A 16165-nucleotide genomic window follows, 5' to 3' on the forward strand; every position below is an offset into this window, starting at 1 on the left:
GACGGCTCGACAAGTTCCTCTACTTGTACGACAACCCTTCAACACGGCAACCATACCCTTTCTCTTGACGTGGCACAAGCGACTTGAGATCGTCGCGCGCAAAAGAGCGAGGCCGATTTCGCCTCGGCAAGGAGCAGGAATGGCTGACTATATCATCATCGGCGGCGGCTCGGCCGGCTGCGTGCTCGCCGCCAGGCTGAGCGAGGACCCAGCTCTGTCGGTCGTCCTGCTCGAGGCCGGCCCACCCGACACCGACCGCTACATCCACATGCCGGTCGGCTTCTTCAAGATGACGTCCGGGCCACTGATCTGGGGCTACGACGCAGCGCCCGGCAAACAGATCGACGGCCGCGTCATGGTCTACCCGCAGGCGCGGGTGCTGGGCGGCGGCTCCTCGATCAACGCCCAGGTTTTCACGCGAGGTTGTCCCCAGGACTACGACGACTGGGCGGCCGAGTTCGGCTGCGCCGGGTGGAGCTACGCCGATGTGCTGCCCTATTTCGTCCGTTCCGAAGGCAACGACACCTTCGCCGGTGCGGAGCACGGCATCGACGGACCGCTCGGCGTGTCCAGCGGCGCGCCGCATCCGCTGACCCGCATCTTCGTCAAGGCGGCTCAGCAGGCCGGCCTCCCCTTTCGCGCCGATTTCAACGCCGGCGAGCAGGAAGGCGCCGGCTTCTACCAGACGACGACGCGCAACGGCAGGCGCTCGAGCACGGCCGTCGCCTATCTGAAGCCGGCGCTCGGCCGCCGGAATCTGACGCTGCGCACCGATGCCACGGTCAGCCGCGTCGTTGTCGAGAACGGCCGCGCCGGCGGCGTCGAGATCATCGCCAACGGCCGCACAGAGTTGCTCCGCGCCCAGCGTGAGGTGATCGTCACGTCCGGGGCCATCGGCTCGCCGAAGCTTTTGATGCTGTCCGGCATCGGCCCGGCCGCGCAGCTCGGCCAGCACGGCATCGAGGTGGTGCATGATCTCGCCGCCGTCGGCCAGAACCTGCATGACCATATGGATGTCGACGTCGTCGCCGAGCTCAACGGGCCGCATGGCATCGACCGCTACAAGAAGAAGCGTTGGCAGGCGGTCGCCGGGCTCGAATACGCGCTGTTCGGCAAGGGGCCGGTGGCCTCCAACATCGTCGAGGCCGGCGGCTTCTGGTGGGGCGACCGAGCGGAAAAGACGCCCGACATCCAGTTCCATTTCCTGCCCGGCGCCGGCGTCGAGGAAGGCATCGGCTCGGTTCCGGGCGGCAATGGCTGCACGCTCAATTCCTACCATGTGCGGCCGCGCTCACGCGGCAGCGTCACGCTGCGCTCGGCCGACCTGCGCGACAAGCCCATCATCGACCCCAATCCTTTCGCCGAGTGCTACGACCTCGAACGCGCCATCGACGGCATCGAGATCAGCCGCGAGATCCTCTCGCAGCAGGCCTTCGCAAAATACATCAGCCGCGAGCACCTGCCGGGCGCGGCGACGAAGGGCCGCGCGGCGCTCGAAGCCTTCGCCCGCGAGCATGGCCGCAGCGCCTATCATCCGGTCGGCACCTGCCGCATGGGCGGTGATGCCGACAGCGTCGTCGATCCCGAGCTTCGTGTGCGTGGCCTGCAGGGCTTGCGTGTCTGCGACTCGTCGGTGATGCCGCGCATCGTGTCGTCCAACACCAATGCGGCGGTGATCATGATCGCCGAGAAGGCTGCGGATCTGATCGCGGGACGGAAGGCGGCGGTGGCGGCATAACCAAGGCAATCGCGTGCGGCTGCGCTTCGCCCGCACGGCAGCTTGGCACATGCATTGTATCGCGCCGCGCTGGTCGACCCCCACTCCGTCTCGACGCTGCGCGCCGAGCCACCTCTCCCCCGATCGACGGGGTAGAGGAAAGGCGCCAGGCCTTTTGCCATTAACTCTCGTCCAGCACGCTCCCTTCCTTTCCCTCCGGAGGGGGGGAAAGGTGGCGCTGCGAAGCAGCGACGGATTGGGGGAACCACCTAGCAATCAAGCCTCGGCCTGATCAGTCACGCCAGTCAGACAAGATGTGCATAGCGCCGCCTGCGATTATCCGCTCCCACCGCAACAAGCTCACTCCTCCGAAAACATCTCGCGCGGCGGAAAACCATCGCGGCTGTAATCCACCACAATGAACTTGCCGCCCTGGTAACGTTCCACCACCGGATTATCCGTCACCTTGCCGCGCACGCGTTCGGCCTGGCTGTCGGAGCTGTCGCGCGGCGTCCAGCCGATCCTCTTGCGAGCATCCTTTCGCCAGAAGCCGCGGCTGTTGTTGGACTGGCCCCAGATGACCGAGCAATCGACGCGCTGCGCCTCTGCGCAGCGCTCGATCAGCCGCACGAAATCGTCATGCGATATCCAGGTCGAGAGGATCCGCTCGTCCGGCACTTGCGGCAGTACGGACCCGATGCGGATCAGCACGCTTTCGACGGCATGCTTGTCGAAATAGAGCCTGGCCAGCATCTCGCCATAGGCCTTGGACAGGCCGTAGTAGCCGTCGGGCCTGAGCAAGCAGTCCTGGTCGAGGATTTCCGTCCGCTCATAGAGGCCGACCGCATGCACCGAGGACGGGAACACGACCCGCGCCTTCTCCCGGCGCGCCGCCTCGTAGATGTGGTAGGCGCCGCGGAAATTCGGGCCGAGCACGGTCTCGAAAGATTGCTCGGTGGAAATGCCGCCGAAATGCAGGATCAACCCGCAACCTTCCGCCAGCGCATTGACCGCCTGCTGATCCTCGAGATCGGCGATCGTGAAGCTCGCTCTGTCCGGCAGCGGGATCGGCAACGGCGCGACATCGGTCAGCCGCAAGGTCCAGCCCAACGCTGCCAGCTTGGCAGAGAGTAGCCGCCCGATCGTACCGGACGCTCCGGTCAGCAAGACGGGTTTTGTCGGGAGCATCACGCCCTGCCCTTTCCCGGCCGCTGCGCCGATGTTCCTGCGCACTTGCCAAGGCGAGCGAAGATCGTCCGCGGCGCGACCGTTGAAAATGTCATCATATCACCAGACAAATTATGGCTTGCCAAGAAACGCCGTTCGGTTATTGCTTGGCAACCATGAAACGTTCCTTTGGCCTTCCTCCGCAGATCAGCCGCACGGCGCAGGTTGCCGACTGGTTTGCGCGCGAAATACGGGCCGGTCATTTGACCAGCGGCGAGAAACTGCCGACCGAGCAGGAGCTGATCGCGCAATTCGGCGTCAGTCGCACGGTGATCCGCGAAGCGATGGCGTCGCTGCGCTCGGAAGGGCTTGTGGTCAGCCGCCAGGGCGCCGGCGTGTTCGTCGCCGATCATCAGGCCAACACCACCTTCCGCATCATCTCCGACGAGCTTACCTCGCTGACCGAGGTTCAGAACGTGCTGCAGCTTCGGCTCGCGGTCGAGCAGGAAGCCGCCGGCATCGCCGCCGAAAAACGCGGCGACGAGGACCTTGCCCGCATGCGCGACTGCCTCGATGCCATCGACGCCTCGATCGCGGCCGGCGAGAGCGCCATCGAGCCGGATTTCGCCTTCCACCGCGCGATCGCGTCCGCCACCGGCAATCCCTATTTCGAGCGCTTCATGCATTTCCTCGGACCGGTCATCATTCCGCGCCAGCTGATGCGTCCGCGCGACGAGACTCCGGAGCAGCGGCGACACTATCTGGAGCAGGTGCAGATGGAGCACCGCCGCATCTACCAGGCGATCGAGCGGCAGAATGTCGAAGCCGCCCGCTTTACCTTGCGCGAGCATCTGGAGGCGGGCCGCGAGCGCTACCGCCGCATGGTCGACGGCGCGGCCAGGCCGTAGCACGCGATCCATCGGACCTAAGCCATCTCGGCCACCGGCATCTTGCAGGCCTGCATCAGCGCCGCAAGCTGGCGCTCCTCATCCGCCGTCAGGTCGAGCAGCGGCGAACGGACCGGCCCGCAGTCGATGCCGGCAATGCGCGCGCCCGCCTTGACGATCGACACCGCATAGCCGGCCCGCCGGTTGCGAATGGCGAGATAAGGCAGGAAGAACGAGCGGATGAGGTCGTCAACCTCGGTCTTGCGGCCGGCCCGCAAGGCGTTGAAGAACCGCAGCGCAACCTCGGGCGCGAAATTGTAGATGGCCGACGAATAGGTGGTCATGCCGATGGCGGCCGCCGCGCTGGCATGGACCTCTGCCGTCGGCATGCCGCCGATGAAGACCAGTCGGTCGCCCATGCGGTAGCGCGTGGCGGTGAGCAGCTCGATGTCGCCGACGCCGTCCTTGAAGCCGATCAGATTGGGGCAATCCTGCGCCACGCGCTCGAGTGTCTCGGGCGTCAGAATGGCATTGTCGCGATTATAGGCAATGACGCCGATGCCGACCGCGCGGCAGATGGCGGTGAGATGCCGGCGCAGGCCCTCCTGCTCGGATTTCACCAGATAGGGCGGCAGCACCAAAAGGCCGTCGGCGCCACTGGCTTCCGCCGCCTTGGCGAATTCCACCGCCATATGCGTGCCGTAGCCGACGCCGGCGAGCAGCGGCAGGGTCTTGGGAACCTCCTGCGAGGCCGCCCGCACGACACGGCGGTATTCCTCCAGCGTCAGCGAGAAGAACTCGCCGGTGCCGCCGGCGGCGAACAGCCCGCTTGCGCCGGCGGCGCCCTGGGCGGCGACATGGGCGCGATAGCCGTCTTCGTTGAAGGCGCCGTTCCGGTCGAAGAAGGTCAGCGGGAAGGACAGCAGTCCTTTGCCAAGGGATTTCGTCAGCTCTGTCGGAGAGAAGGTCAAAGCAAGTGCTCCATGCGAGGGCCGGCGGGAGGGTGTCGAGCCGGCAAGATTGTTTCAGCCGTAACTGTTGGCAGGTTCATAGGAGGCCGGGCCGGGTCTGGGCCGCAGCGGCGTCGATCGCCTTGCGGCCGAGCCCCGACTTGACGATGCGGATCAGCTCTTCCTCACTGGTGTCGGCGGTCGAGGCGTCGAGCGCGATCTCGCCCGAATGCAGGAAATTGATGCGATCGCAGACCTCGAAGATCTGGTTGTAGTTGTGGACGATCAGGATCACCGAGACTTGGCGCTGTTGGCGCAAATTCTGGATCAGGCCGAGCACATGCGCGCTTTCGCGCACGCCGAGCGCGGCCAGCGGCTCGTCGAGCACCAGGATTTTCGGCGACGAATAGATCGAGCGGGCAACCGCGATGCACTGGCGCTGGCCGCCCGACAAAAGGTCGACGGTGCTGTTGACGCTCGGGATCGTGATGCCCAGCGTGTCGAGATAGAGCTGCGCCTGCTCGCGCATCTTCCTGTTGTCGAGCAGGTTCAGCCCGAGCACCCGCTTGTGGTACTCGCGTCCCAGGAACATGTTGTGGAAGACGCTGAGGTCGCCGATCAGCGCCAGGTCCTGGTAGACGGTCTCGATGCCTTGCGCACGCGCATCGCGCGGCGAGGCGAAACGCACTTCCTTGCCTTGCGAGACGATGGTGCCGGTGTCGGGCTGGTGGAAGCCGGACAGGATCTTGATCAGCGTCGACTTGCCGGCGCCATTGTCGCCGACCAGCGCCAGCACCTCGCCCTGGCGCAGCTTGATCGAGACGTCGACCAGCGCGGTGACCGCGCCGAAGCTTTTCGAGATATTGGTCATCTCGAGCACGACAGGCGCATCGGGCGCCAGCGGCGGAATGGTCTGATTGTTCATACGCGCCTCCGTGTGCGCAGGCGGTCGACCTGGATCGAAAGGATCATGGCGGCGATGATGGCAGCACCCAGATAGATGTCGGAGACCGTCGCCTGCGCGCCGATCATCACCAGGCCGTTGTTCAGCGAGGCGACGACGAAAGCGCCGATCAGCGCGCCGATGACGGTGCCCGAACCGCCGAGCAGCGAGGTGCCGCCGATGACCGCCGCGGCGATCGCCTGCAAGGTGAGGAACGGGCTGCCGGCCTGCGGGTCGGCCGAGGTGAACTGCGCCGTGTTGATGATGCCGGCAAAGGCGGCGAAGCCGCCGGCGATCATGAAATTATAGATCTTCATGCGATCGGTGCGCACGCCGATCTCGCGCGCGCCGATGATGTTTGATCCCGTCGCGATCGTATGCAGGCCGAAGGTGGTGCGGTTGAGCACCATCGCCAACACCAGCACGAGCAGCAGCGTCCACAGGAAGGGCGTGAAGGCGGTGACGCCATGCCAGGACAACAGCGCGTCCGTCGGCTGGTAGAGGCTTTGGCCGAAGATCGCGTTGAAGGGCTGCTCGACCGGCGCCACGATCGGCTGGCTGTTGTAGATCGACACCACGATGCCTTGCAGGAAGAACAGCGTGCCGACCGTGGTGATCAGCGACGGCACCTTGAAGCGCACGGTGATGATGCCGTTGATGGCGCCGACCAGGATGCCGATCAGCACGCCGATCACCGCGCCGACGGCGAGCGGCACGCCATAGGTCACCGACAGCAGCGCCATGACATAGGGCGCGATCGAGAAGATGGCGCTAAGCGACAGGTCGATCTCGCCGGTGATCATCAGCATGACTTCGGCCGCGGCGATCAGGCCAAGCCTCCCGGTGTCGCGCAGCACCACGCTCATGAAGGAGGGCGACAGGAAACCGCCATCGCTGCCGAGCTGAAAATAGATCACCAGCACGATGGCGACGACGGCGATGCTGGCCTCGCGGTAGCGCGACAACAGGATGAGCAGCCGCCCCCGCATTGTCCGGGGAACCTTGACGCCAACGGCGTTCTTCGCTGGCTGGATTGCGGTGGGCGGCACGCTTGTCTTCCTGGTTTCGATGCGAGGCGAGTTGTTCGGCGGCGGGGTGTCCGCAGCCGATCCCTCGCCGCCTCATCCTAAGATGAGGTGGCGAGGGCGGCGGGGGCGGGCTGCCGTAAGGGCTCAGGTCGGCTCGGCGTCGCTGCGGCCCTCGAAGCGCGTCTTGCCGACATAAGCGTCGACATTGTCCTTGGTCACATAGGCCTGGCTGGTGTCGCTGTTGGCCGGGCCGACGAGGCCGCCCGACAGCTTGTAGAGATACATCTGCTGTACAGGCAGGAAGCCCTGCAGATAGGCCTGCTGGTCGGTGGTGAAGTTGACGTCGCCCGACTTGATGAAGTCCAGCGTCTGCGGGAACAGGTCGAAGCCGGCGACCGCGCCGCCGCCCTTCACCAGGCCGTATTTGTTCGAGATGAAGCCGCAGGCATAGGTGTCGGAACCGCCGGTGCCGAACATGCCGTTCACATTCTTGTGGCTGAGATAATAGCTCTCGACGCGCGAGATTTCCGTGGCCGGATCCGGACCGGTGTTGACCACGTCATAGGTGACGCCGCTGTTGGAGTCCTTGATCGCCTGGATGTAGCCGTCGAGGCGCGGCTGGGTGTTGAGCGAGCCCGGCACGCCGATCGACAGCATGACGTGGCCGCCCTTGGGGATCAGCTTCAGCCACTTCAGCGCCGAATTGTAGCCCGACTGGTAGAGCGGTTGGCCGACATAGGAGAGCCGCTTGTTGGGGCTGCCGACCGGCACGTCGGCATTGAAGGCGACCACCGGGATGCCCGCCTGCGCGGCCATTTCGGTGGCGGCGTCGAAAGCCGTCGGGTCGACCAGGCAGACCGCGATGCCGTCGGACTTCTGTGCGATTGCCGTCTGCATGGCGCTGACCATTTCGGAGACGACGTTCTTTTGCGAACCGGTCCACTGGTAGCTGCATCCGAAGGCGGCGCAGGCGTCCTGGATGCCGTAGACGGTCGGCGTGAAGAACTGGTCCAGCGTCACATGGCAGACGAAGTGGAACTTGTAGGGCTTCTTCGGCAGGCCGGCCGATGAATCGGCGGCCTGCGCCGCGCCGATGCCGGCGAGGCTTCCGCCCGCCAGTCCGGCAAGCCCGGCAGCGCCAAGGCCGAGCTTTCCGGCCAGCGCGAACGCGCCGCGCCGGCTGATTGCCATCTCTTTTTTCGTCTCTTCGTCCATCTGTTCCTCCCTTTCGTTTGCAGGCATTGCCCGCTTGTGTGTCATCTGGTTACATTGTTATATGACAAATTAGGTGTCAATGGCCTTTCGACCCCGGATCGACGGCGGGACCTTTCGAGGGTCGGTCGCGGTGCGGAGGTTGGAGCTTGGCCGGCAGGATCGAGAGCAAGGGAAGAAAAATGGCTGAAATCGAATTCAGGGCCGTGGCGAAGAACGGGCTCGAGGTGACGACGATCGGGCTTGGCGGCACCGGGCTCGGCAACATGTACCGCGCCGTCGACACGGACGCTGCGGTCGAGACCGTGCATGCCGCCTATGAGAACGGCATCCGTTACTTCGACACCGCGCCCGTCTACGGCTTCGGCGTCAGCGAGACCCGGCTTGGGCTGGCGATAAAGTCCCTGCCGCGCGCGGACATCGTCATCTCATCCAAGATCGGCTATGACCTGGTGCCGATCCCACCCGAGGAATTGAAGCCGGCCCTGTGGGACCAGCCGGGCGCCTTCCGGGCCGAGTTCGACTATTCACGCGACGCCGTGATGCGCTCGCTCGAAGGCACGTTGAAGCGGCTCGACACCGACTATGTCGACATGGTTTCGATCCACGATCCGGACGAGGCGATCCATTTCGGCTCCGGCGAAGACCCTTATGCCAGGAGCCGCTTCCGCGAAGCCATGGACGGCGCCTATCCCGCGCTCGACGAGCTTCGGTCGCAAGGCGTCATCAAGGCGGTCGGCGTCGGCATCAACCAGTGGCAGATGCTGTCCGATTTCGTCGTCGCCGGCGAATTCGACTATTTCCTGCTTGCCGGCCGCTACACGCTGCTCGAGCAGGAGCCCCTGGCGACCTTGCTGCCGCTTTGCCAACAGCGCGGCACCAGGATCATCATCGGCGGTCCCTACAATTCCGGTATCCTGGCCACCGGCGCGGTCAAGGGCGCGACCTTCAACACCAGGCCGGCGCCCGAGCATGTGCTGGAGCGCGTGCGCCGGATCGAGGCGGTCTGCGCCAGCCATCACGTTTCGCTGCCGGCGGCGGCGCTGCAGTTCCCGCTTGGACATCCTTTGGTGTCGAGCGTCATTCCCGGCGCCCGGTCCGCTGACGAACTAAGGCAGAACCTGGCCTATCTGCGCGAGACTATCCCATCCGGTCTGTGGACCGATCTCAAACACCGGGGATTGGTTGCAGAGGGCGCTCCCCTGCCCTGACCGACGAGTTGAACGCGGCCGGCACATTGTGCCCGCCGGCTGCGGTTAGAGATCGTCCAGGAAGCTCGCCGTCGGCACGAAGAACAGCGTGCCGGTCACCGCGCGGCTGAAATCCAGCAAATGGTCGTAGGTGCCCGGCGGATTACCGATGAACATGTTCTCCAGCATTTTCTCGATGCGCGCCGGCGAGCGGGCATAGCCGATGAAATAGGTGCCGAACTCGGCCTTGCCCACTTCGCCGAACGGCATGTTGTCGCGCAAGATCTGCAGCTGCTCGCCATTCTCCTTGATGTTGGTGAGCACGTTGTGGGCATAAGGCTTCTTCACCGTATCGAGCTGCTCGATGTCCGACAGCTTGTGCCTGCCGATGATGTTTTCCTGTTCCTCGACCGGCACCTTGTTCCAGCGCTCCACGTCATGCAGGTATTTTTGCACGATCACGTAACTGCCGCCGGCAAAGCCGGCATCTTCATCGCCGACAAGCGTGGCCGCCTCGGCCGCCTGCCCTACCGGGTTCTCGGTTCCGTCGACGAAGCCGATGAGGTCGCGGTCGTCGAAGAACTTGAAGCCGTGCACCTCGTCGACGGTCGAGACCGCGCCGGCGAGCCGCGACATGATGTGCGTCGCCAGTTCGAAGCACAGATCCATGCTCGCCGCGCGGATGTGGAACAGCATGTCGCCGGGTGTCGAGACGGCGTGATGCACGCCGCGGATTTCACGAAAAGGATGCAGCTCCTTCGGCCTGGGTTCACCGAACAGCCTATCCCACGCATCGGAGCCGAAGCCCATGATACAGGACAATTGTCCGTTGAGATTGCGGAATCCGACACCGCGCAGCAGGCTGGAGAGATCGCCGCACAGGCCGCGCACCGTCGCCTCGGCCGCCGATCCCGGATTGATCGTCACGACCAGGAAGATCGCCGCCCGCGTCAGCCTGGACGCGACCGACTGGGAGACGGGAGGCGGTAAGCTCGAGACCATGGTCGATCCATCCGGCGGAGCGTTTCAGGTGCGATCGTCGCATCAAACCCAAGCTTTGAGCTCAGTGCAACAGTCCGAATTTTGAGAAGCGACGCCGAAGGAACTCACCGAGCGGCAACGGCTTTCATTTCAGCATGTCGGCACATGTGTCGGACCGGCACTGCCCAGCCCTTGATCCTGGAGCAACTCAGAGCGCGTCGTATACGGCATCGATCAGGGCTTTGCGGCGCGGATCCACGTCGTCGAAACCCGACATTCGGTTGGTGACATAGCCAAATCCGAGACCGGCCCCAACATCGGCAAAGCCCATGGCTCCGCCCCAGCCACCGTGGCCAAACGTCTGCGACGAGGCACGACCGGCATAGACAGGGTCTTCCAATTGGTAACCGGCAGAGAAGACAGCCGGGACTGCAAAGCTGTCATCCATTCCACGGACCCTGAGCCGTGCAGCCTCTTCGATTGCAGCCGGGCCGATCAACCGACAGCCGTCCCACATCCCGCCGGCCGCCATCATGCCGTAGATACGAGCCAGCGCCTGCGCCGTTGACTGGCCGTTGCCGCCCGGCACCTCCGCGGCGCGCCAGGCGCGATCGTTGGGCGCCAATGCGCGCGGCGCAGGATTGTCGCACGAATGAGGAAAGGCAGAGGCGCGAACAAAGTCGATCCAATCCGAAGCCTGCGGCCCCTCGATCATATCTGCAGCCCGGAAATCCTGGCTTTGCGGAAGGCCGACGTAAAAGTCGGCGGCGAGCGGGCCGGCGATTTCTTCCGCGATGAAGCGGCCGACGCTACGTCCGTCGACGCGGCGCAGCACTTCGCCGGCAAGATGACCGAAGGTAAGTGCATGATAGACGCAGCGGCTGCCGGGTTCCCATAGCGGCGACATGCCGGCGAGCGCATCGACATAGGGGGTCCAGGCGAGCAGGCCTGCCTCGTCCATCGGCACGGCGAGACCATTGAGCCCGGCCTGGTGCGACATCACCTGTTCAAGTGTGATGTGTTCCTTGCCGCCAGCGGCGAATTCCGGCCAATAGCCTGCGATCGGGGCTGCATAGTCGAGCTTGCCGCGCTCCACCAGCATGGCGACCGCCAGCGCAACCACGCCCTTCGTGGACGACCACACGTTGATCAGCGTATCTTGCCGCCATGGGCGGGTCAGAGCGGCATCCGCATGACCTCCCCAGAAATCGACGACCGTTCTGCCGTCAAGCACCACCGACACGCCCGCGCCATGATCGAGGCCTCTTTCGAAGCTTTCGGCAAACGCGTCGCGCACCCTGGCAAAGCGTGGGTCGCAGTTCCCCGTGATGGTCATAGCGGATGTCTCGCGAAATGACGTCGATCCAGCCGGTTTCTTGCCGATGTGGCTAGTCCGGCGCGCCGCCGGCGTTTGGGACGGCTTGCATGATGCGCTCTGATATCATGCGGACGATGCCACTTGAAGCAGGTATTCGCAGATCGTCCGAGCTCGAAACTCGATGTGGTCGACATTGCGGATTGCAGACTTTTTGGCAGCCTGTAGCAGCAACTTGCCGGCAGCTTCGCAATTGTTTGTGCTGTCCGGCGGCGATCCATTGTGAGGAGCCGCCGGACAAGTCGCACAGGCGCTACTGCAGTTTCGCCTGCAGCGCGTTGACGTCGTCCGTCGTCATCTCGCCGTCGGTCGTCACCTTGCCGTCGACAATCTTCCACAGCCGGAACGGCCCGGTGATGTCGCCATATTTGTCGAAGGAGACCGGGCCGATGACGCCTTCATAGCGGATCGGCTTGCCGTCCTTGATCAGGCCGAGTGCCTTGGCGAATTCGTCCTTGCCCGCATAGATCGGCGTGCCGGCCGGATCGACCGCCTTGTAAATCGCGTCCCTGATCTTGGCCGGTTCCTCCGAGCCGGCGATGGCGATCGCCAGCCCGACGATGGCGCCGGCGTCATAGGAACGGTCGGCCGCTGGGTTCGACGGCTCGATGCCGGAAAACGCCTTGTAGTTCTTGTTGAAATAGTCGGTCGATGCGGTCGGGCTGGTGCCCGAGGACGTGCCGTAGGCGTCTTTCAGGTAGTCGGCGCCGACGGAATCAATGAAGTCCGGGCTGTTCATGCCGTCATTGAGCAGGAATTTCTGCACGCCGCCCTGCGAGATCCAGGTGCGCGCGATGGTGGCGCCGTCGACAGGCGTAGAGACGAGATAGAGCCCGTCCGGCTCGCCGGCCATCGCCGCCGTGACTTCCGAGGCATAGCTCGACTGCTTTTCGTTGTAGGGCGTGTCGGAAACGATGGTGCCGCCGAGCGCCTTATAGGCGCGCGAGAACTCCGCCACCATGTTGACGCCGAAGTCGTTGTTGACGTGGATGATCGAGAGCTTCTTGAAGCCCTTGTCGATGGCGTATTTGGCGGCAGCTACCCCCTGCAGCGCGTCCGAGGTGATGGTGCGGAAGAAGATGCCGTTGGTCTTGCCTTCGCGGCCGAGCGCCGTCAGCGTCGGCGAGGAGGACGCGGGCGAAACCTGCACGATCTTGGCCGGCGCCGTCACCGAGGTCAGGATCGGGATCGACACCGACGAGATGATGCCGCCGATGATCGCCGGCACTTTCTTGACCTGCACGAGCTGGGTGGCGGCGTCGACCGCGACATTGCCCTGGCTCTGGCTGTCGCGCGTGTCGGTAGCGAGGTCGCAGCCGCGCACACCGCCTGCGTCGTTGATGTCGCGGAAAGCCATCTCGACCGACTTGGCGCCGGCCTGGCCATATTCACCGGCCGGTCCGGTCAGCTCCATGACCAGGCCGACGGTGATCTTGCAGTCTGCGGCCTGCGCCGCGCTCGCCGCCATCAGCAGGCCGAGCGCGGTGGTGATCTGGAATATCGTCTTTGGCATTGCGGTTCCCCTTTCGTTACACGACTCTTGTTTTCGAACTTAGCCTGGTCAGCCTCCCGGCATCTGCAGCCAGGTCTCATGCAGATGCCGCCATTCGACGCCGTTGGGCGCCGATGAATTGCGGGTGAAGACGGCGCTGGACTGGCGGCGGCTGCTCTTGCCGCCGCGCAGTTGCGCCTCGACATACAGGACGACGATCATATCGTCGGTTTGCCAGCCAGGCCTGATGTCCTCGATCGAGATGCCAAAGCCGTCATCGCAGGTGGCGCGGCTTTGCCTGACATGGTCGACGACCGCATCGCGATCGAGGATCGCACCGCTCGGCGCGACCATTGTCAGGCCTTCGCCCATGACGGCTTCGAAGCGATCAAAGTCGACGGCGTCGGCACGCGCGGCGACGAACCAGTCGACGAAGAAGCGGTGCAAGTCGATCACCTCTGCGCTGGCGCGGGAGAACAGCGAGGCGTCCATGGCGCTCATACCCGGCCTGCGTTCAGATTGTAGTGCATGATCGAACCATGGCGACCATGGCGGTCGCGCTCCAGCGTGTAGACGTCGCCTTCGAGGCCAGGACTCTCGGCAATCACGGCATCGATTGCCGCGCGGTCCTCGGCCGACAGCGCGACGTCCATGATCCGCGCATTGGCGAGTGCGTGCGCCTGGTTGCGGGCGCCGACGATGACAGCCGCGACTTGATGCTGTTCCAGCACCCAGGCGCTGGCGATGGTGGCGATGTCGACGCCGTGGCGGTCCCCGACTGCCTTCAGCGTTTCGAGCAAGGACTGGAAGAGGTCCCAGCCGCCGAAATCGTCGATGATCAGCTTGTATTTGACCAGCGAGCGGTTCTCCAGCGGCGCGGCAGGTTCGGCAGCATTCAGCCATTTCTCGCTAAGGAAGCCGCCCGCCACCGATCCATAGCAGAGGAAATACATGCCATGCTGCTTCGCCAGCGCGGCAAGGCTCGCCGCCGGACGCTGGTCGAGGACCGAATATTGCAGCTGCTGGCTGACGACGGGAATGCCGGCCGCTAGAATTTCGCCCAGCCGTTGCGTGTCGAAATTGGTGGTGCCGAGATTGCGCACCTTGCCTTCGAGCCGCAGCTCGTTCAGCCAGCCCATCGCCTCGACATAACGGGCCTGCTCATAGTCCCACCAGTGGAACTGGACGAGGTCGAGCCGCTCGGTCTTCAGCCGTCGCAGCGACTGCTCGACGATGCCCTTTATGTAATCGCGGCTGACGACCGCCAACCTCTCGAGGTCCGGCACCAGCTTGGTGTGCACCTTCATCCTGGCGGCGGCGTCGAGACCGCGCTCGTTGGCGAGCCTCAGCCGCGCCGCGCCGATCAGTTCCTCGACGCCGGTGTAGATGTCGGCGCAGTCATAAGTGAAGATACCGGCATCGAAGGTGGCGATCAGGTCGGTGACCGCCTGTTTGCGGTCGATCGCCCCATGGCCGCCGGCGAGCTGCCAGCCGCCGCGGATGACGCGCGAGATCGTGTAGCCGGGGCTGAGCTCGACGGTCGTCATTTCTCCTCACCTTCCGCCGGCAGCGGCACGGCCGTCGTCTCGGCATGGCTGAAGCGCCGCTTGCCCAGCCTGACGATCCGGAGCCGGCTGGCGCAATTGGGATCGGGACAGGCGATCTCGGCATCCGACGTCATCCAGTCATTCTGGTGCGTCGGGCGCTGTTTTGCGGCGAGCAGCGGCAGCACGGCGGCGATCGAATAGATCGAGAAGCCCCGCCCGGCCGGCAGCGACAGCATCTCGCCCTTGAGCTCGAAAAAGTCCCCCGGCTTGGCGCCGCAATAGATCGGCTTGCCGTCGGGAATGACCGCCTCGACGCGCAGGTCGAAGAGCTCGAAGCCGTCGTCGGCCATTCAAGCCTCCACCAAGCTGAAAGAGATTTCGCAAGCGCCGTTGCCGCGGATGACGCCGCAGGCCGCCGCAAGCTGCTCGCGCTCTTCGGGCAGCACTTGCGCGACGACGCTTCCGGCAAGCCAGCCGATCGGGAAGAACAGGCGCGCGCCCTGCCCGTAGAACAGGCCGATGTCGAAGATCGCGTTGGGACCGCCGCCCCAGACGCGCGGCGGCACGTAGGAGAGCACGATGTCGCCGGGTTGCGGCGTCAGTGTCACGTTCTCGGCCGGCAGCGGCTTGTCGTAGGGCTGGCCCTCGAGATGGGCACTGGGAACCGGACAGGAGATTTCGGGTCCCGTCCACATGGCGTGGATGCCGCCGACGACGCGCGACTGCGCCAGATAGGCCAACAGGAAAGCCACATTTTCCGGCGCCTTCTCCGGCAGCAGCCGCGCCGTCACGGAGAGCTTCGAGCCCGGCTCGGTGATCCTGATGGCGGGCTCTTTCATGTCTGCTCTTTCGCGGATTGAAGCTTGCTGCGCAGGAAGGTGAAGGGACGGCTGATGTCGGCGACCAGCGCTTCGCGCGCGGCCTGCGCATCGCCCGAGGCGAGCGCGCTCACCATGGTTCGGTGATAGCGGGCGGTGTCGACCTCGCCGGCTTCCGAGAAAGCGTAGATGGCGACACGGATGCACGGCCCCGATTGCAGCCAGAGGCTTTCGATCATCGGGATCAGCACCGCCGACCCGCAGGCGCGATAAATTTCGAAATGGAAGCTCTGGTTGAGCGTCACCTCGCGGTCGACGTCCTTCTTGTGTTTCAGCGCGCGGATCTCGTCCCATTCGCGCAATAGGCCTTCGACCGTCGCGATCTGGCGCGGCCCCATGCGCGAGGCCGCGAGCGAGATTGCCTCGCCTTCGATCAAGATGCGGGCGCGCAGCAGATCGTCGATGCGCTCCAGCGTGATCGGCGGCACGCGCACGGAGCGGTTGGGCAGCGCTTCGAGCGCCTTTTCGGTGATCAGCCGTCCCAGCGCCTCGCGCACCGGCATGGTCGAAGTGACCAGCGCGTCGGCGAGGCCGCGGATGGTCAGCACCTGGCTCGGCTCGAACAGGCCGCCGATCAGGGCGCGGCGCAATTCGGAATAGACGCGATCCTGCACGGTCTCGCGGCCGACCGGCGCGAGCTGCGCGGCGATCACCTCGTTGTTGCGCTCGATAGCGGCCTTCTGCATGGCGTTCCCGATCTCGACCCTCTGGGGTCCGGCCGTTTTTCGGCCTTGCGGAAGAAAGTAAAGCCGAATAGCGTGATCAAAGCAAGTGTGATCACATATCAAAAATCAGGAA

Annotated in this window: 16 protein-coding genes; 3 read left to right on the forward strand and 13 right to left on the reverse strand. The window is 64.6% G+C overall.

The features are described from left to right. Window positions 1-139: 139 nt before the first annotated feature. The gene (locus FJ988_RS08365) at window positions 140-1738 is read left to right on the forward strand and encodes a GMC family oxidoreductase (protein ID WP_140816361.1); all 1599 of its coding nucleotides are present in this window, start codon (window positions 140-142) and stop codon (window positions 1736-1738) included. A 339-nt stretch (window positions 1739-2077) separates the two neighbouring features. On the opposite strand, the gene FJ988_RS08370 is transcribed toward FJ988_RS08365, so the two are convergent. Next, the gene (locus FJ988_RS08370; RefSeq protein ID WP_140816749.1) at window positions 2078-2905 is read right to left on the reverse strand and encodes an NAD(P)-dependent oxidoreductase; all 828 of its coding nucleotides are present in this window, start codon (window positions 2903-2905) and stop codon (window positions 2078-2080) included. A 155-nt stretch (window positions 2906-3060) separates the two neighbouring features. Here FJ988_RS08370 and FJ988_RS08375 point away from each other — a divergent pair, with 155 nt between their 5' ends. Further along, the gene (locus FJ988_RS08375) at window positions 3061-3792 is read left to right on the forward strand and encodes a FadR/GntR family transcriptional regulator (protein ID WP_140816363.1); all 732 of its coding nucleotides are present in this window, start codon (window positions 3061-3063) and stop codon (window positions 3790-3792) included. 17 nt (window positions 3793-3809) lie between these two features. Here the strand turns inward: FJ988_RS08375 and kdgD are convergent, their stop codons facing one another. From kdgD to FJ988_RS08395, 4 genes are all read right to left on the reverse strand, one after another. Continuing rightward, the gene (gene kdgD / locus FJ988_RS08380; RefSeq protein WP_140816365.1) at window positions 3810-4742 is read right to left on the reverse strand and encodes a 5-dehydro-4-deoxyglucarate dehydratase; all 933 of its coding nucleotides are present in this window, start codon (window positions 4740-4742) and stop codon (window positions 3810-3812) included. 76 nt (window positions 4743-4818) lie between these two features. Continuing rightward, on the reverse strand, window positions 4819-5646 hold the full coding sequence (locus FJ988_RS08385) for an ATP-binding cassette domain-containing protein (protein WP_140816369.1): 828 nt from the start codon (window positions 5644-5646) through the stop codon (window positions 4819-4821). Beyond that, window positions 5643-6713, reverse strand: coding sequence for an ABC transporter permease (locus FJ988_RS08390; protein WP_140816371.1), 1071 nt, complete (start codon window positions 6711-6713; stop codon window positions 5643-5645). The genes FJ988_RS08385 and FJ988_RS08390 overlap by 4 nt, the downstream gene beginning before the upstream one ends. Before the next feature lie 123 nt (window positions 6714-6836). After that, window positions 6837-7907 carry a sugar ABC transporter substrate-binding protein gene (locus FJ988_RS08395; RefSeq protein WP_140816373.1) on the reverse strand — a complete coding sequence of 357 codons (1071 nt, stop codon included), beginning with the start codon at window positions 7905-7907 and terminating at the stop codon, window positions 6837-6839. Window positions 7908-8086: 179 nt separating this feature from the next. Between FJ988_RS08395 and FJ988_RS08400 the strand changes: the two genes are divergently transcribed. Beyond that, the gene (locus FJ988_RS08400) at window positions 8087-9115 is read left to right on the forward strand and encodes an aldo/keto reductase (RefSeq protein WP_140816375.1); all 1029 of its coding nucleotides are present in this window, start codon (window positions 8087-8089) and stop codon (window positions 9113-9115) included. Between the two features lie 45 nt (window positions 9116-9160). Here FJ988_RS08400 and FJ988_RS08405 read toward each other — a convergent pair whose 3' ends face one another. The 8 genes from FJ988_RS08405 to FJ988_RS08440 form a co-directional block, all read right to left on the reverse strand. Beyond that, window positions 9161-10096 carry a Dyp-type peroxidase gene (locus FJ988_RS08405; RefSeq protein ID WP_140816377.1) on the reverse strand — a complete coding sequence of 312 codons (936 nt, stop codon included), beginning with the start codon at window positions 10094-10096 and terminating at the stop codon, window positions 9161-9163. 187 nt (window positions 10097-10283) lie between these two features. Next, on the reverse strand, window positions 10284-11411 hold the full coding sequence (locus FJ988_RS08410) for a serine hydrolase domain-containing protein (protein WP_140816379.1): 1128 nt from the start codon (window positions 11409-11411) through the stop codon (window positions 10284-10286). 292 nt (window positions 11412-11703) lie between these two features. After that, the gene (locus tag FJ988_RS08415; RefSeq protein ID WP_140816381.1) at window positions 11704-12963 is read right to left on the reverse strand and encodes an ABC transporter substrate-binding protein; all 1260 of its coding nucleotides are present in this window, start codon (window positions 12961-12963) and stop codon (window positions 11704-11706) included. Between the two features lie 48 nt (window positions 12964-13011). After that, the gene (locus FJ988_RS08420; protein WP_140816383.1) at window positions 13012-13443 is read right to left on the reverse strand and encodes a DUF4440 domain-containing protein; all 432 of its coding nucleotides are present in this window, start codon (window positions 13441-13443) and stop codon (window positions 13012-13014) included. Next, window positions 13440-14489 carry an aldo/keto reductase gene (locus FJ988_RS08425; RefSeq protein ID WP_140816385.1) on the reverse strand — a complete coding sequence of 350 codons (1050 nt, stop codon included), beginning with the start codon at window positions 14487-14489 and terminating at the stop codon, window positions 13440-13442. Before FJ988_RS08425 ends, FJ988_RS08420 begins: the two co-directional genes overlap by 4 nt. Further along, on the reverse strand, window positions 14486-14839 hold the full coding sequence (locus FJ988_RS08430) for a TIGR04076 family protein (RefSeq protein ID WP_140816387.1): 354 nt from the start codon (window positions 14837-14839) through the stop codon (window positions 14486-14488). The genes FJ988_RS08425 and FJ988_RS08430 overlap by 4 nt, the downstream gene beginning before the upstream one ends. Then, complete coding sequence (locus FJ988_RS08435; protein WP_140816389.1) at window positions 14840-15328, reverse strand: DUF3830 family protein; 489 nt, start codon at window positions 15326-15328, stop codon at window positions 14840-14842. It abuts the gene before it with no gap. Continuing rightward, window positions 15325-16053, reverse strand: a complete 729-nt coding sequence (locus tag FJ988_RS08440) for a GntR family transcriptional regulator (RefSeq protein WP_140816391.1) — start codon at window positions 16051-16053, stop codon at window positions 15325-15327. The genes FJ988_RS08435 and FJ988_RS08440 overlap by 4 nt, the downstream gene beginning before the upstream one ends. Window positions 16054-16165 lie beyond the last annotated feature (112 nt).

Source organism: Mesorhizobium sp. CU3, from assembly GCF_006442965.1.
Classification (GTDB): Bacteria; Pseudomonadota; Alphaproteobacteria; order Rhizobiales; family Rhizobiaceae; genus Mesorhizobium.

Bases quoted from the DNA above. Each gene is read 5' to 3' on its own strand.
- FJ988_RS08415 (WP_140816381.1), bottom strand. From the start codon at position 12,963: ATGCCAAAGACGATATTCCAGATCACCACCGCGCTCGGCCTGCTGATG.
- FJ988_RS08370 (WP_140816749.1), bottom strand. From the start codon at position 2,905: ATGCTCCCGACAAAACCCGTCTTGCTGACCGGAGCGTCCGGTACGATC.
- FJ988_RS08430 (WP_140816387.1), bottom strand. From the start codon at position 14,839: ATGGCCGACGACGGCTTCGAGCTCTTCGACCTGCGCGTCGAGGCGGTC.
- FJ988_RS08405 (WP_140816377.1), bottom strand. From the start codon at position 10,096: ATGGTCTCGAGCTTACCGCCTCCCGTCTCCCAGTCGGTCGCGTCCAGG.
- FJ988_RS08365 (WP_140816361.1), top strand. From the start codon at position 140: ATGGCTGACTATATCATCATCGGCGGCGGCTCGGCCGGCTGCGTGCTC.
- FJ988_RS08395 (WP_140816373.1), bottom strand. From the start codon at position 7,907: ATGGACGAAGAGACGAAAAAAGAGATGGCAATCAGCCGGCGCGGCGCG.
- FJ988_RS08435 (WP_140816389.1), bottom strand. From the start codon at position 15,328: ATGAAAGAGCCCGCCATCAGGATCACCGAGCCGGGCTCGAAGCTCTCC.
- FJ988_RS08385 (WP_140816369.1), bottom strand. From the start codon at position 5,646: ATGAACAATCAGACCATTCCGCCGCTGGCGCCCGATGCGCCTGTCGTG.
- FJ988_RS08410 (WP_140816379.1), bottom strand. From the start codon at position 11,411: ATGACCATCACGGGGAACTGCGACCCACGCTTTGCCAGGGTGCGCGAC.
- FJ988_RS08425 (WP_140816385.1), bottom strand. From the start codon at position 14,489: ATGACGACCGTCGAGCTCAGCCCCGGCTACACGATCTCGCGCGTCATC.
- FJ988_RS08440 (WP_140816391.1), bottom strand. From the start codon at position 16,053: ATGCAGAAGGCCGCTATCGAGCGCAACAACGAGGTGATCGCCGCGCAG.
- FJ988_RS08400 (WP_140816375.1), top strand. From the start codon at position 8,087: ATGGCTGAAATCGAATTCAGGGCCGTGGCGAAGAACGGGCTCGAGGTG.
- FJ988_RS08420 (WP_140816383.1), bottom strand. From the start codon at position 13,443: ATGAGCGCCATGGACGCCTCGCTGTTCTCCCGCGCCAGCGCAGAGGTG.
- FJ988_RS08375 (WP_140816363.1), top strand. From the start codon at position 3,061: ATGAAACGTTCCTTTGGCCTTCCTCCGCAGATCAGCCGCACGGCGCAG.